This is a genomic window from Enemella evansiae (genome assembly GCF_002250705.1).
In the GTDB taxonomy this organism is placed as follows: domain Bacteria; phylum Actinomycetota; class Actinomycetes; order Propionibacteriales; family Propionibacteriaceae; genus Enemella; species Enemella evansiae.
Map to the genome: position 1 here is coordinate 248,491 of NZ_NMVP01000023.1, position 13,220 is coordinate 261,710.

Consider the following 13,220-nt stretch of genomic DNA (forward strand, 5'->3'; position numbering starts at 1 on the left):
GCCAGCATGAAACAGCCATCCGATGACCCTTCCTTGCCCGCCGCGGCCACCCCAACCGGTCGGGCGCGCGTCACCCCCGCGCGGCGCCGCCGCCAGGCCCTGATCTGGCTGGTGGGGCTGGTGGTGACCGGGGTGATGCTGGGGCTCGGGTTGTGGCAGATGCAGACGTTTCGCACCCAGGGCCAGGATGCGATGCGCGCCCGGATGACCCAGGCGGCCGTACCGCTGGATTCGGTGCTGCAGGTCGGGGAGATCCCCAAGGACGGTTATGGCCGCCCGGTGACGACCACGGGCCGGTATCTGCCGGAGCAGCAGGTGCTGGTCCCCGAGCCGAACGCCCCGGGGCGGTTTCGGGTTGTGACCGCGTTGCGGCTGGCCGACGGCACGGTGCTGCCGGTGGTCCGCGGGGTCGTCGAGGGTACCGACGCGCCCCCGCCGCCGGCCGGTGAGGTCACCCAGACCGGGCTGTTGCTGCCCACCGAGGCGGAGCCGGAGTCGCCCGCGCCGGCCGGTCAGCTCGGCACGGTACGCCTGCAGCGGCTGGCTCAGCTCTGGCCGGACCAGCTGATGCCCGGGTTCCTGAGCCTCGATGACGCCGGGGCGGCGGCGCAGGGGATGACCGCCGCCCAGGTGGATGTCCCGAGTGCCGCCGGGCAGGCCCGCAACAACGGCTACGCACTGCAGTGGTGGATCTTCGCCGCCGCGGCCGTGGCGGCGACGATCAAGCTCTCTCGCGATGCCGGGCGGGGCACCTCGCTGATCTCCGGTGACGAGGTGGATGACGCTGGGGACAACCCGGTGGAGAAGTCCGGCGACGATGTGGACGAGCGACCCGGGGACGGCGCCCGCGAGGCCACCGCCGAGGGCGCGGATGATGCGTCCATTCCCGCGCTGACCAGGGGAAACACGCCGGATGCGGGAGCTTCGGGGAACCCGCGTGAGCTGGGGACGACCGACCGGTGAGCAAACCGGAACTGATGGGAGAAACTGTGGATAACCCCCGTGCCGTGCGAGCGGCGCTGCTGCGCTACCGGGTGATGGCCTACGTGGTCGGCGTGCTGCTCGTGGTGCTGATCTGCATCGGCATGCCGCTGAAGTATCTGGCCCCCGATCCAACGCTCAACGAGCTCGGCGGCAAGATCAACACCGTCCTCGGCATCGGGCACGGCTGGCTCTACATGGCGCTGCTGGTGACCGCGTACGACCTGGGACGCCGGGTGAAGTGGGCGTGGAAGCGGCTGCTGGGAATCGCCCTGGCCGGTACGGTGCCGTTCCTGTCGTTCGTCGCGGAGCGGTACGCCACCAAGGATGTCCAGGCCAAGCTGGCCGCCGCCGACGCCATCGAGAACCAGGCTTCCTGATCCTCGCGGGCGCGGGCGCGCTCAGCCCTGGTCGCCCAGTCGCATCAGGGCGACGATCCGCTCCAGATCCTCGGGTGAGGCGAACTCGATCACGATCTTGCCCTTGCTGCGACCCATGTCCACCCGGGCACGGGTGTCGAAGTGGTCGCAGAGCTGATCCGACAGTTCGACCGCTCGTTCCGGGCGTTCCTTCGGCGCCCGAGGGGCCCGCGGCTCGCTGCCGGTCTCACCCAGGGTGACGATCTCCTCGGTGGCCCGCACCGACAACCCCTCGGCGACGATCCGCTGAGCCAGGCGTTCCTGGGCCAGTTGATCATCGAGCCCGAGGAGGGCGCGGGCATGACCGGCGCTCAACACCCCGGCGGCGACCCGGCGCTGTACGGAGGCGGGAAGCCGCAGCAGGCGGATGGTGTTGGAGATCTGCGGCCGGGAACGTTTGATCCGCGTCGACAGCTCCTCCTGCGTGCAGCCGAAGTCATCGAGGAGTTGCTGATAGGCGTTCGCCTCTTCGAGCGGGTTGAGGTTGGCGCGGTGCAGGTTCTCCAGCAGGGCGTCGCGGAGCAGGGCGTGTTCCTCGGTGGGCCGGACGATCGCCGGGATCGTGCTGCGGCCGGCCGCCTGGCTGGCACGCCAGCGGCGTTCGCCCATCACGAGCTCGAACTGCTCACCGTCCGGACCCTTGCCCAGCGGCCGGACGACAACCGGCTGCAGCAGCCCGACTTCCTTGATCGACTCGGTCAGCTCGGTGAGATCATCCTCGTCGAACTCGGTGCGGGGCTGCTTCGGGTTCGGCGTGATGGCCTCGATCGGCACCTCGGCGAACCAGGAGCCCTCCGGCATCCGGCGGGAGGACTTCTGCGAGTCGATCACCCCATCGACCGGGCGATGCGGCCGGGTGGTCGCGGGATCGGTGTTCTGGATCAACTGGCCGAGGCCACGGCCCAGTCCACTGCGGCGCTGCTGCTGGTTCACTGCGTCTCCTCCGGTACGGCACGGTGGGCGATCTCGGCGGCGGCGCGGCGATAGCAGATCGCGCCCGTCGAGGTGGGCTGGTAGGTGAGCACGGTCTGGCCGTAGCTGGGGGCCTCGGAGATCCGCACCGAGCGGGGGATCACCGATTCGAGGGTCTGCTCGGGGAAGTGGGCGCGGACCTCGTCGACGACCTGGGCGGCGAGCCGGGTACGCGGGTCGAACATGGTGAGCAGCACCGTCGACACCTCGAGCTCGTCATTCAACTCGCCCTTCACCAGGTTGATCGTGTTGAGCAGCTGGGACACGCCCTCGAGGGCGTAGTACTCGCACTGGATCGGGATCAGGATCTCCTCGGCCGCGACCAGCGCGTTCAAGGTGAGTAGGCCCAGCGACGGGGGGCAGTCCAGGAAGACGTAGTCGACGTCGTGGTCGCGGAGATAGCGCCGAAGCGCCTTGGCCAACCGAGATTCCCGGGCGACGGTGGAGACCAGCTCGATCTCGGCCGCGGCCAGGTCCACGGTGGCGGGCAGCACCCAGAGGTTGTCCGCCTCGGCCGAGGGCTTCACGTGGTCGGCGACCGCCGCCCCCTCGATCAGCACCTCGTAGGTGCCCGGCGTACCCGGTTCGTGGTCGACCCCGAGCGCGGTCGAGGCATTGCCCTGCGGATCCAGATCCACGACCAGCACGCGCTGGTCACCCAGCGCCAGTGCCGTCGCGATGTTCACCGCGGTGGTGGTCTTGCCGACACCGCCCTTCTGATTGGCGATCACCAGGACGCGGGGCTGCGCCGGGTGCGGCAATGTTTCACGTGGAACGGGCGGTGCGGCCGGGGCGTCGTCCTCGCCGGATGGGCCGAGCTCGTCAGCGGAGATGGCTGCACCGAGGATCTCGTCCGGCGCGTCACCGGCCACCTGGCCATTGGCCGGCTCGTCCGGCGATGTTTCACGTGAAACGGCCGGGGTCGATTCGATCGCCGGGGATTCCGCCTCGGCCGGGTCTTCTGCCGTTTCACGTGAAACGGGGGGCAGCTTCTCCGCGGACGGTTCCGCGAAATACGGACGCTGCACATCGGTGTCCTGGATCTCGGCACCCACCTCGTCGGCGAGCTCGTCCTCGGCGGTCTCCGGGGAATCCCCCGGTACGGGCCACCCCAGGCCGGCCTGACGCGCCAATGGTCGCGGCCATCCGAGCGCATCCTGACTGGGCTGGTTCATCACACTCCTTGGATTGTTTCGATCGGCCGCGGGCCGCCCCAGACTACCGCACCAGCTCTTCCGGGATCAGCCGCTGAACCAGCTCGCGGGTGGTCGGCTCCAGCTCCTCGGCGGGGCGTTGCCCGCCCAGGAATTCCAGCAGCAGACCGTTGACGGCCTGGTGCAGCAGACCCACCTCGGTACGCCCGCCCGGCAGACCGGCTGCCCGGTGGAAGCGGACATCCTCCTCGAACCCGGTCCGCAGGAACGGATTCAGCACCGCCGCCACCTCCGGCGTACGCCCGGCCTCCAACCGCAGTTCGAACAGGGCCGCAGTCAGTGCTGGTACCGCGGCCAACCGGCGTACCACATCGACCGTGAACTCCTCGACGGCCGTGCGCCCCGAATACGAGGCCCGGATCTCGGCCACGCGATCAGGATCCGGCGCCAGCCGCTCGAAGATCCGCTCCGCACACGCGCGGACCAACTCCGCCCGCGATGGGAAGTAGTTCGCCGTGGTTCCCAGGGGCAACTCCGCAGCCCGGTCGATGGCGCGGTGGGACAGCGCCCGGGACCCACCCCCGCCCAGCAGCGCGAGGGCCGTATCAACGATCAGCCCCCGGCGTTTTGCGTTCGCGACCATCCGATCACCTCCAACCACCACAACAGTAGTGCTACACTCCCGATCACCCTAACTACCACATCTGTTGTGATTGGAACCCGATGCGCTCCCTCATCTTCTACGTCGCGGTCAGCCTGGACGGCTTCATCGCCGATACCAGCGGTGGCTGGTCCGCCTTCGACGATTCCCCCGCGGTGCTCCGGCAGCTCTTCACCGAATATCCCGAGACCTGCCCGGCTCCGGCCCGTGCACCGCTGGGCGTCATGGCACCGAATCGGCACTTCGATGCGGTGATCATGGGCCGGCGTACCCACCAACCGGCTCTCGATGCCGGCCTGACCAGCGCGTACCCGCATCTCCACCAGTACGTGATCACCCACCACGACGACCTGCCGGCCGACCCGACCGTCACCGTCAGCGACGATCCGCTCGCCCTGGTCCGCGGTCTCAAGGAGTCAAACGGCAAGGATCTCTGGCTGTGCGGCGGTGGGGAGCTGGCCGGTCAGCTGCTCGAGGAGATCGATGTCTTCCGGTTCAAGATCAACAAGGTGCTGCTCGGTGCCGGAGTCCCGCTGTTCGGCAACAGACCCCTGACCCTCCACCTCGAGGAGGTCGGCCGACGACCGCTGAGCGAACAGGTGGACCTGGTCGAATTCCGGCCGGTCCGCTGACCCGCCCGCTCGTCACCCTCGAACCGGCGGAGATCAGCCGCGGCGTACTCGCACCGCGAAGGTGGCCTCGGCCGCGGGATGCGCCCGCACCGTCAACACCTCGGCACTCAGCTTCTGCTTCGTCAGCAGCTTATCCACAGCCTTGACCTCATCGGCCGCCGAGGCACCCTTGAGCGCGATCAGCGCCCCGGTGGGGGAGAGCAGTGGCAGACACCAGCCGATCAACCGCTCCAGGGGGGCGACCGCGCGCGAGGTGACCACGTCGAAGGATCCCTCGAAGTCCTCGGCCCGACCCCGTTCCACCGCGACCCGGTCGGTTATCCCCAGGTTTTCCACAGCCATGGTGAGGAAGTTGAACCGCCGCAACAGCGGCTCCAGCAGGGTGATCCCCAGATCTGGCCGGGCAAGCGCCAGCGGGATCCCGGGCAGCCCGGCACCCGAGCCGACGTCGATCACCTCGGCTCCGCTGGGCACCACCTCGGCCAGGGCGGCGGAGTTCAGCAGGTGCCGGGACCAGAGCCGGTCCACCTCACGCGGCCCGATCAGGCCCCATTCGGTGCCCTCGTTCGCGAGCAGGTCGTGATACTGCCGGGCCGCCTCGAACCGGTCCCCGAACACCTGCGCGGCGACGGCCTCCGACGGCGACGACTGCGGCACGTCGGCCACCCCTGGCTCCCCGCTGCTCAGTTGGGCAGCACGACGACGCGCCGGTTGGGCTCCTCGCCGTCGGATTCGCTGACCAGGCCGGCGGCCGCCACGACGTCGTGGACGATCTTGCGCTCGAACGGGTTCATCGGGCTGAGGCGTACCTGCTCACCGGAGGATTTGACCTCCTCGATGGCGTCGTTGGCCAGATCGGTGAGCTCGGCGCGACGCTTGTCGCGGTGCCCGGCCACATCGAGCATCAGCCGGCTGCGGCGGCCGGTCTCGGTCATCACCGCGAGCCGGGACAGCTCCTGCAGCGCGTCCAGCACCTCGCCGTCCTTGCCGACGAGCACATTGCCCTCGGTGACGATGGAGACGTGCGCGCGCCCGCCCTCGGTGTAGGTGTCGATGTCGCCGTCAAGGTCGGCGATGTCGAGCAGCTCCTCGAGATAGTCGGCGGCGATGTCGCCCTCCTCGTCGAGGACGGCCTGCTTGTTGGAGCGCCGCTCGCCGGTGTTCTCCTCACCGTCGTCGGTCGTCTCCGAGGCCTCGGGCGTCTCGACGGTCGTCGCCTCGGTCACCTTCTCCTCGGTCACTTCCGCACCATCGGGCACTTCAGCCTCAAGGGTGTGGGTCTGGGACTGGTTCTCGCTCACACTCGACTCCTTCGCAGAAACCGCCGCGGGGTGGCGACGGGCGGCCGTTGGTGGCCTGGGTCAGTTCACTTCTTGCGGTTCGCCCTGGTCTGGCGACGCGGCTGCTGCCGCTGGATCCTGGGCCGGTCGTCGGTGCCGTTCTCGGCGGCCAACTCGGCATTGGTCGGCTCGCTGGTGTCCTCGGCGGCGACGGTACGCCGCTTCTGCGGCTTCTGACCGGGCTTCACGGTGGTCGGGTCGTAACCCTTGGCCACCATCCGCGCCTCCCAGGCCTCGTAGGCCGGGGTGCCGGGGGTCGGCGAGTTGCGGATCACATAGAACTGCTGGCCCATCGTCCAGACGTTCGAGGCCGTCCAGTAGATCAGCAGACCGATCGGGAAGGAGACGCCGCCGATACCGAAGACGACCGGGAAGATGTAGAGCATCATCTTCTGCTGCTGGGCCATCGGGCCGGTCATCGCCTCCGGCGGCATGTTCTTCGCCATCAGCTGCTTCTGCGAGATGAACGTCGTCGCCACCATCGCCAGGATCAGGATCAGCGCGACGACCTGGATCATCCCGAAGCCGTTGCTCAGCGGCAGGAAGGTGTCGGCGATCCGCACCGAGCCGAAGATCTTGGCATTGGCCATCGAGGTGACCAGTTCCGGCCGGTCGACCAGGAAGGTGCCGCGGGCCTGGCCGCGGGCGGCGCCGTTGAGCACGTTGAACAGCGCGAAGAAGATCGGCATCTGCAGCAGGATCGGGAAGCAGGACGCCATCGGGTTGACACCCTCGTCCTTGTAGAGCTTCATCGTCTCCTGACCGAGTTTCTCCCGGTCGTGGGCGTACTTCTTCTGCAGTTCGCGGACCTTCGGCTGCAGCACCTGCATGTTGCGCGAGGACCGGATCTGGCGGACGAACAGCGGGATCAGCGCGGTCCGGATGACCACGGTCAGCAGGATGATCGCCAGCGTCCAGGTGATCCCGGAGTCGGTGCCGAACAGCGGCGAGAAGAGGTAGTGCGCCAGCACCAGCAGCCCGGACACCGCCCAGTAGAGCGGCGCCATGATGGTGTCCCAGAAGCCTTCCAGCGGGAGCAGCCCCGGCGTCGTGAGCAGGGGCATCAGGGTCTGCATCAGTTCACACCTCGAGTGGTTCGTTCGGATTCTGTTCCAGTGTCCGTCGGCTCATCCGATCCGAGCGCCTCCGCGGACCCGGAGTTCTCCCCGAAATCGCGACGGGATCGTTCGGCCTCGGCCTGCTCACATTCCCATTCGGCGGCCGCCGGCGTGCCCGGGACGGGGTCGTAACCCCCGGCCGACCAGGGATTGCAGCGCCCGATCCGGCGTACGGTGAGCCAGCTGCCGCGCAGCGCCCCGTGCACCTGGACCGCTTCCAGACCGTAGGCCGAACAGCTCGGCCAGTAACGGCAGACGTTCCCGTAGAGCGGGCTGATCACGGCCCGCCAGGCCTTGATGAAGCCGATCAGCAGCCACTTCACCGTCGTGCCGTTTCCGGGGCGGGCTGCTTCGGCCGGTACGCCGCCAGCTTGCGCAGGCAGCCGTGCCAGGCGCCGCGGAGATCGTTGCCCAGCTCGGGCGCGGTCGCCGCCGGCGGCAGCGCCCGGACCACGACCCGGGTCCCGGCAGGGGTCTCGGCGAGCAGCGGCACCGAGAGGTGCCGCAGCCGACGCTTGACCCGGTTGCGGACGACAGCCCCGCCAACGGCCTTGGACACGACGAAGCCCACCGTGGTCGTGCCACCCCCGTCGGTGACGGGCTGGTGCGCATGCACGACCAGGGTGGACCGTCCGCTTCGGACCCCGGAGGAGATCGTGCGCCGGAACTCGGCCGCCGATCTCATCCGCAGCGCGGCTGGGAGCACGTCGCCGCGGCCGGATCAGCCGGCCAGCTTGGCGCGCCCCTTGCGGCGGCGGGAGGAGAGGATGGCGCGCCCGGCGCGGGTACGCATCCGCAGACGGAAGCCATGGGTGCGGCTGCGACGCCGGTTGCTCGGCTGGAAAGTGCGCTTGCTCACGGGAGTTCTCCCACTTGTGTCGTGGCTCGTACCCACCGACCGCAGGTGTCGGCACGGGCGTGGCGACACCGCCCGTTTCGGGGCAGCCAGCAGGGTTGCCGGACTACCCGGCGACCTCCATACGGTACGTGGCGGGGCCTGTCGGGTCAAACCAGACAGCTCGCGGTGACGGCGTCCACTCGACACGCCGAAGCGGCACCTTCGTGTCTTGCGATCATGGTTTGGGTTGGTTTAGCGTCGGCACTCCGGGCCAGCGGCACCTGACCGTCCGTCCCGGCTGTGACACCTCACGATCCACGGTGGCGTACGCCGCTGTGGTGCGGTCCCCAGCCGGGTCGGATCGCCAGGTGCGGTACCCGCATTTTGGGCTACCCACAGGCTGTGGAAAACTCTGTGGACTCAGGCCCGGTGATGGCTGGATTGCGGACAGCCATCCGAACCGGACGGACGACCACGAGTGAGACCCCGGGGTGATTGTGAGCGAGTTCGATGGAGCGGGTTTCGACGACGGCCAGCACGCCGGCGACCGACGACCCACTTTTGACGACCGATCCTCCGACACCGACCACCGCCCCGAGCAGGACACCGTGAATCCCGGAACCGACCTGGTCGCCATCTGGGAGCAGCTGATGGGCCGGGTGTCACCCAACCAGCGCGTCTGGTTGCGGCGCGGCAAGCCGTTGGCGCTGCACGAGTCGACGGTGATGGTCGCGGTCCCCGACGAGTTCACCCGCGACCAGGTGATGCGCAGCAACATCGAAGGTGCGCTGTCGGACTACTTCCGCCGCGACAGCCGGCTGGCGATCAGCATCGATCCGACGCTGGCCGAGGACGCCGTCCCACTGGAGATCGATCGGCGCCCCGACCTGGATCCGTCGCTGCGCACCCAGCCGGAACCGCGGACCGCCGCCGCGCCGCCGGCCGGTGATCGCTACGCCCCCCAGACCAGCAGCAACGGGCACCGCCCGCCGATCGACTCCCGGTTGAACCCCAAGTACTCCTTCGAGAATTTCGTCATCGGCTCCTCGAACCGGTTCGCGCACGCGGCCGCGGTGGCGGTCGCGGAGACCCCGGGCAAGTCCTACAACCCGCTGATGATCTACGGCGAGTCCGGGCTGGGGAAGACCCATCTGCTGCACGCCCTGGGGCACTATGTGCGGCACTACTACGACCGGGTCCGGGTCCGCTACGTCTCCACCGAGGAACTCACCAACGACTTCATCAACGCGATCTCGGAGAACCGGACCGCGGAGTTCCGGCGCCGCTATCGCGATGTTGATGTCCTGCTGATCGACGACATCCAGTTCCTGGAGTCGAAGATCCAGACCCAGGAGGAGTTCTTCCACACCTTCAACACCCTGCACAACGCGCAGAAACAGATCGTGATGACCTCCGATCGGCCGCCGAAGCTGCTGGAAGCGCTGGAGCCCAGGCTGCGGTCCCGCTTCGAGTGGGGGCTGATCACCGACGTGCAGGCACCGGACCTGGAGACCCGGATCGCGATCCTGAAGAAGAAGGCCGCCCAGGAGCGACTCACCGTCAGCCTGGACGTGCTCGAGTTCGTCGCCTCCCGGATCCAGACCAACATCCGTGAGCTGGAGGGTGCGCTGATCCGGATCACCGCATTCGCCTCGCTGAACCGGACCCCGGTGACGATGGAGCTCGCCCAGGAGGTGCTGAAGGACCTCATCCCCGACGGCGCCGATGCCGAGATCACCCCGAATCTGATCATCTCCCAGACCGCCCAGTATTTCGGGTTGAGCGTCGACGACCTGTGCGGCGCCTCGCGTACCCATGCCCTGGCGACCGCCCGGCAGATCGCGATGTACCTGTGCCGCGAGCTCACCGACATGTCGCTGCCGAAGATCGGCCAGGAGTTCGGCGGCCGCGATCACACCACCGTGATGCACGCCGACCGCAAGATCCGGCAGCTGATGAACGAGCGCCGCAACATCTACAACCAGGTCACCGAGCTGACCAGCCGGATCAAGCAGCAGCGCCGCTGACCCGATACGCCGACTAGAGCGGGTTCTTCAGATAGGTGTTGAAGTAGAACCGCAGCGCCTCGGGCATGTCGACGCTCTCCGGGTCATAGAGCCACTGGATCTGCAGACCGTCCATCAGCGCGGTGAAGGAGGGGCCGAGCAGCTTCGGATCGACACCCTCGCGGAGCTCGCCGTCGGCGTACAGGTCGTCGAAGATCCGCTGGTTGATGCCGACGATCTTGCGGTAGCGCTCGGTGAAGTAGTCGTGCGCCGGATGATCGGGATCGGTGGATTCGGCCGACAGCGTGGCGAAGAGCTCGATCATCCCCGGGATCGTGGCATTGTGCGCGGCCAGCTCCAGCACCCGTTTCACGTGCTCGCGCGCACTCGGCTGCTCGAGCAGGTGGAACACGTCGTCGTTGGTGTCGTCGCGGCGTTCCAGCACCGCGCTGAGCAGTTCCTGCTTCGAGTGGAAGTGGTAGAGCAGCCCCGGATGGGTGATCCCCACGCGCTGCGCGATGTCGCGCAGCGACGTGCCCCGGTAGCCGACCTCGCCGAACAGCTCGACCGCCGCGGCAAGGATCTGCTCGCGCCTGCGCCCCCCTTTGGTACCCGTCTCCCCGACCATGGCTCAATCGTGCCAGAACTGACCTGTCTTAACTCCGAAACCCCCGTTTCCTTGTCGACTCGTTACCAGGCCGGTGCCCGCACACCCCCGGTCGAGGCTGGGCACAGCCATGTGGGTGACCGGGCCCCGTCATCCACAGCCACCCCGCTGGCATGTGGGCGGCGTTCCGGCCCCCGGTGCCCATCCGCAGATCCTCCCCGTGTGATTTCGACTTCTCCACAGTCACCGAGGAACAACAATTCGCTGCTGACCAGCGCAGACGCCGGTTGTCCACAGGATCCACAACCGCTGTGATGACCATGAAATTACAAACTCAATTACAAGACCCCAAGTACGACCGCGCCCAACCTGGGGATTCTTGTGACCCGAAGGCCACCCGGGGTGATCGAGATCCGCTGGTGAGCAACGGACCAGGCACCGGCACGGTGACCCTAGGCTTGGGCCGTGCGCTACCACTCGACCCGGACCCCACCCGATCAGGGACTGCAATTCGGCGACATCCTGCTCGCCGGGCTGGCCCCCGACGGCGGCCTCTATCTGCCCGAGCGCTACCCCGACATCACCGACCGGCTGCCCGGCTGGCGCACTGTGCTGGCCGAGGAGGGGTACGCCGCGGTCGCGGCCGAGGTGCTGGAACTGTTCGTCGACGACATCCCGGCCGAGGACCTGCGCAGGATCTGCCGGGCGGCGTACAGCACCGACAACTTCGCCACCGAGCAGATCGTGCCGGTCAGCGAACTCGGTGACCGGCGCTGGCTGGCGCACCTGTCCGACGGGCCGACCGCGGCGTTCAAGGACCTGGCGATGCAGCTGCTCGGCCGGCTCTTCGAATACGAGCTGGAGCGCCGCGACAGCAGCCTGACCATCCTGGGTGCGACCAGCGGCGACACCGGCTCGGCCGCCGAGTACGCGATGCGCGGCCGGGACAACCTCGAGGTCTTCATGCTCACCCCGCGCGGGCGGATGACCCCGTTCCAGCAGGCGCAGATGTTCAGCCTCGATGAGACCAATATCCACAACATCGCCGTCGCCGGTGTCTTCGACGACGCCCAGGACCTGGTCAAGGCCGTCAACGCCGACCCCGAGTTCAAGGCCAGGTATCACATCGGCGCGGTGAACTCGATCAACTGGGCCCGGTTGATGGCCCAGATCGTCTACTACATCGTCGCCTGGCTGCGCGTCACCGAGGCCGACGATCAGCAGGTCTCCTTCTGCGTACCGACCGGGAACTTCGGCAACATCTGCGCCGGCCACCTGGCCCGCCAGCTCGGCCTGCCGATCGACCGGCTGCTGCTGGCCACCAACGAGAACAACGTGCTCGATGAGTTCTTCCGCACCGGGGTCTACCGGGTCCGCGCGGCCGCCGAGACCCACGAGACCTCCAGCCCGTCGATGGACATCTCCAAGGCCTCCAACTTCGAGCGGTTCGTGCACGATCTGTACGCCGGCGACGCGGACCGGGTGCGGGAGCTGTTCGCCGAGCAGCTGCCGAACCAGGGCTACTTCGATCTGTCCGGTACGCCGGAGTTCGCGGGCCTGGCGGAGCGGTTCGGGTTCGCCTCCGGTTCCTCCACCCACGCCGACCGGCTCGCCACCATCAAGCGGGTCTGGCAGGAGCACCGGGTGCTGATCGACCCGCACACCGCCGACGCGGTCAAGGTCGCCGACGAGCTCGCCCGACCCGATGAGACCGTGATCGTGCTGGAGACCGCACTGCCGGTGAAGTTCGCCGCCACCATCCGCGAGGCCGTCGACCGGGAACCCGATCGTCCCGAGGCCTTCGTCGGTATCGAGGACCTGCCCAGGCACGTCGTCGATCTGCCCAATGACGTGCCCGCGCTGAAGGAGTTCATCGCGACCACCCTGGCGAAGGGCCCCACCCCGGTACCCGATCCCGCTCCCTGAGCGGGGCGTACCGTTGCTGCATGGCCGAGATCACCCTGCACCGCGGCGACATCACCACCGACGCCGACGCCGACGCGATCGTGAATGCCGCCAACTCCAGCCTGCTCGGCGGGGGTGGCGTGGACGGTGCGATCCACCGCGCCGCCGGCCCCGAGCTGCTCGCCGAATGCCGCCTGCTGGGCGGTTGCGACACCGGGGACGCCAAGATCACCGGCGCCGGCCGGTTGCCGGTGAACCACGTCATCCATGCCGTCGGGCCGGTCTGGCACGGCGGCACCGGGGACGAGGCGGAGCTGCTCGCCTCCTGCTATCGCCGCGCCATCGAACTGGCCGCCGAGAACGGTGACCAGCGGGTCGCGTTCCCGGCGATCAGCTGCGGCATCTACCACTACCCGCTGGACCAGGCCGCCCGGATCGCGATCGACACCACCCGAGCCGCGATGGCCGAGCATCCGCAGGTCACCGAGGCCCGCTTCTGGCTGTTCGACGACAAGGCGTACGCCGCCTTCGAAAGCGCCTTGTCCGACCGGTGATCCGAGCTAGAGTTAGGGTCACCTAACAAGGAG

15 protein-coding genes and 1 pseudogene are annotated in these 13,220 nt (G+C 68.3%); 6 read left to right on the forward strand and 10 right to left on the reverse strand.

Annotated features, from left to right (window positions below; genetic code table 11):
• Window positions 1-6 precede the first annotated feature (6 nt).
• Together BI335_RS13250 and BI335_RS13255 are read left to right on the forward strand one after the other, a co-directional pair.
• Window positions 7-963 (forward strand): SURF1 family protein, encoded by a 957-nt coding sequence (locus BI335_RS13250; protein WP_166646772.1) that lies wholly within the window; start codon window positions 7-9, stop codon window positions 961-963.
• A 29-nt stretch (window positions 964-992) separates the two neighbouring features.
• Window positions 993-1,361: pseudogene (locus BI335_RS13255) on the forward strand (DUF3817 domain-containing protein); the annotation flags it as partial.
• 21 nt (window positions 1,362-1,382) lie between these two features.
• On the opposite strand, the gene BI335_RS13260 reads toward BI335_RS13255, so the two are convergent.
• The 3 genes from BI335_RS13260 to BI335_RS13270 all read right to left on the reverse strand — a co-directional run bounded on the left by BI335_RS13260 (window position 1,383) and on the right by BI335_RS13270 (window position 4,169).
• A complete protein-coding gene (locus BI335_RS13260; protein WP_094404271.1) occupies window positions 1,383-2,333 on the reverse strand; it encodes a ParB/RepB/Spo0J family partition protein in 951 nt (316 codons plus the stop codon).
• On the reverse strand, window positions 2,330-3,304 hold the full coding sequence (locus tag BI335_RS13265; RefSeq protein ID WP_324252520.1) for a ParA family protein: 975 nt from the start codon (window positions 3,302-3,304) through the stop codon (window positions 2,330-2,332). Before BI335_RS13265 ends, BI335_RS13260 begins: the two co-directional genes overlap by 4 nt.
• 286 nt (window positions 3,305-3,590) lie before the next feature.
• Complete coding sequence (locus tag BI335_RS13270) at window positions 3,591-4,169, reverse strand: TetR/AcrR family transcriptional regulator (RefSeq protein WP_094404269.1); 579 nt, start codon at window positions 4,167-4,169, stop codon at window positions 3,591-3,593.
• A gap of 80 nt (window positions 4,170-4,249) precedes the next feature.
• Between BI335_RS13270 and BI335_RS13275 the strand changes: the two genes are divergently transcribed.
• Window positions 4,250-4,819, forward strand: coding sequence for a dihydrofolate reductase family protein (locus BI335_RS13275; protein WP_094404268.1), 570 nt, complete (start codon window positions 4,250-4,252; stop codon window positions 4,817-4,819).
• 33 nt (window positions 4,820-4,852) lie between these two features.
• On the opposite strand, the gene rsmG is transcribed toward BI335_RS13275, so the two are convergent.
• From rsmG to rpmH, 6 genes are all read right to left on the reverse strand, one after another.
• Window positions 4,853-5,476, reverse strand: a complete 624-nt coding sequence (gene rsmG, locus BI335_RS13280) for a 16S rRNA (guanine(527)-N(7))-methyltransferase RsmG (protein WP_229117667.1) — start codon at window positions 5,474-5,476, stop codon at window positions 4,853-4,855.
• A gap of 26 nt (window positions 5,477-5,502) precedes the next feature.
• On the reverse strand, window positions 5,503-6,120 hold the full coding sequence (locus BI335_RS13285; RefSeq protein ID WP_094404266.1) for a Jag family protein: 618 nt from the start codon (window positions 6,118-6,120) through the stop codon (window positions 5,503-5,505).
• A gap of 65 nt (window positions 6,121-6,185) precedes the next feature.
• Window positions 6,186-7,235, reverse strand: a complete 1,050-nt coding sequence (gene yidC, locus BI335_RS13290; RefSeq protein WP_411266759.1) for a membrane protein insertase YidC — start codon at window positions 7,233-7,235, stop codon at window positions 6,186-6,188.
• Window positions 7,235-7,600 carry a membrane protein insertion efficiency factor YidD gene (gene yidD / locus BI335_RS22475; protein WP_094404265.1) on the reverse strand — a complete coding sequence of 122 codons (366 nt, stop codon included), beginning with the start codon at window positions 7,598-7,600 and terminating at the stop codon, window positions 7,235-7,237. Before yidD ends, yidC begins: the two co-directional genes overlap by 1 nt.
• Complete coding sequence (gene rnpA / locus BI335_RS13300) at window positions 7,597-7,983, reverse strand: ribonuclease P protein component (protein WP_094404264.1); 387 nt, start codon at window positions 7,981-7,983, stop codon at window positions 7,597-7,599. The genes yidD and rnpA overlap by 4 nt, the downstream gene beginning before the upstream one ends.
• A gap of 15 nt (window positions 7,984-7,998) precedes the next feature.
• Window positions 7,999-8,136, reverse strand: coding sequence for a 50S ribosomal protein L34 (gene rpmH, locus BI335_RS13305; protein WP_094356937.1), 138 nt, complete (start codon window positions 8,134-8,136; stop codon window positions 7,999-8,001).
• A gap of 629 nt (window positions 8,137-8,765) precedes the next feature.
• Between rpmH and dnaA the strand changes: the two genes are divergently transcribed.
• Window positions 8,766-10,142, forward strand: a complete 1,377-nt coding sequence (dnaA, locus tag BI335_RS13310; RefSeq protein WP_094357031.1) for a chromosomal replication initiator protein DnaA — start codon at window positions 8,766-8,768, stop codon at window positions 10,140-10,142.
• Window positions 10,143-10,155: 13 nt separating this feature from the next.
• Here the strand turns inward: dnaA and BI335_RS13315 are convergent, their stop codons facing one another.
• The gene (locus BI335_RS13315; protein ID WP_094356938.1) at window positions 10,156-10,749 is read right to left on the reverse strand and encodes a TetR/AcrR family transcriptional regulator; all 594 of its coding nucleotides are present in this window, start codon (window positions 10,747-10,749) and stop codon (window positions 10,156-10,158) included.
• Between the two features lie 444 nt (window positions 10,750-11,193).
• Here BI335_RS13315 and thrC point away from each other — a divergent pair, with 444 nt between their 5' ends.
• Together thrC and BI335_RS13325 are read left to right on the forward strand one after the other, a co-directional pair.
• Window positions 11,194-12,654, forward strand: a complete 1,461-nt coding sequence (thrC, locus tag BI335_RS13320) for a threonine synthase (protein ID WP_094404263.1) — start codon at window positions 11,194-11,196, stop codon at window positions 12,652-12,654.
• 20 nt (window positions 12,655-12,674) lie between these two features.
• Window positions 12,675-13,187 carry an O-acetyl-ADP-ribose deacetylase gene (locus tag BI335_RS13325; RefSeq protein ID WP_094356941.1) on the forward strand — a complete coding sequence of 171 codons (513 nt, stop codon included), beginning with the start codon at window positions 12,675-12,677 and terminating at the stop codon, window positions 13,185-13,187.
• Window positions 13,188-13,220 lie beyond the last annotated feature (33 nt).

What these genes read in the sequence shown, in the direction of transcription:
- BI335_RS13250 (WP_166646772.1), top strand. Translation starts at nt 7, where the DNA reads ATGAAACAGCCATCCGATGACCCTTCCTTGCCCGCCGCGGCCACCCCA.
- BI335_RS13270 (WP_094404269.1), bottom strand. Translation starts at nt 4,169, where the DNA reads ATGGTCGCGAACGCAAAACGCCGGGGGCTGATCGTTGATACGGCCCTC.
- BI335_RS13275 (WP_094404268.1), top strand. Translation starts at nt 4,250, where the DNA reads ATGCGCTCCCTCATCTTCTACGTCGCGGTCAGCCTGGACGGCTTCATC.
- yidC (WP_411266759.1), bottom strand. Translation starts at nt 7,235, where the DNA reads ATGCAGACCCTGATGCCCCTGCTCACGACGCCGGGGCTGCTCCCGCTG.
- dnaA (WP_094357031.1), top strand. Translation starts at nt 8,766, where the DNA reads ATGGGCCGGGTGTCACCCAACCAGCGCGTCTGGTTGCGGCGCGGCAAG.
- BI335_RS13315 (WP_094356938.1), bottom strand. Translation starts at nt 10,749, where the DNA reads ATGGTCGGGGAGACGGGTACCAAAGGGGGGCGCAGGCGCGAGCAGATC.
- BI335_RS13325 (WP_094356941.1), top strand. Translation starts at nt 12,675, where the DNA reads ATGGCCGAGATCACCCTGCACCGCGGCGACATCACCACCGACGCCGAC.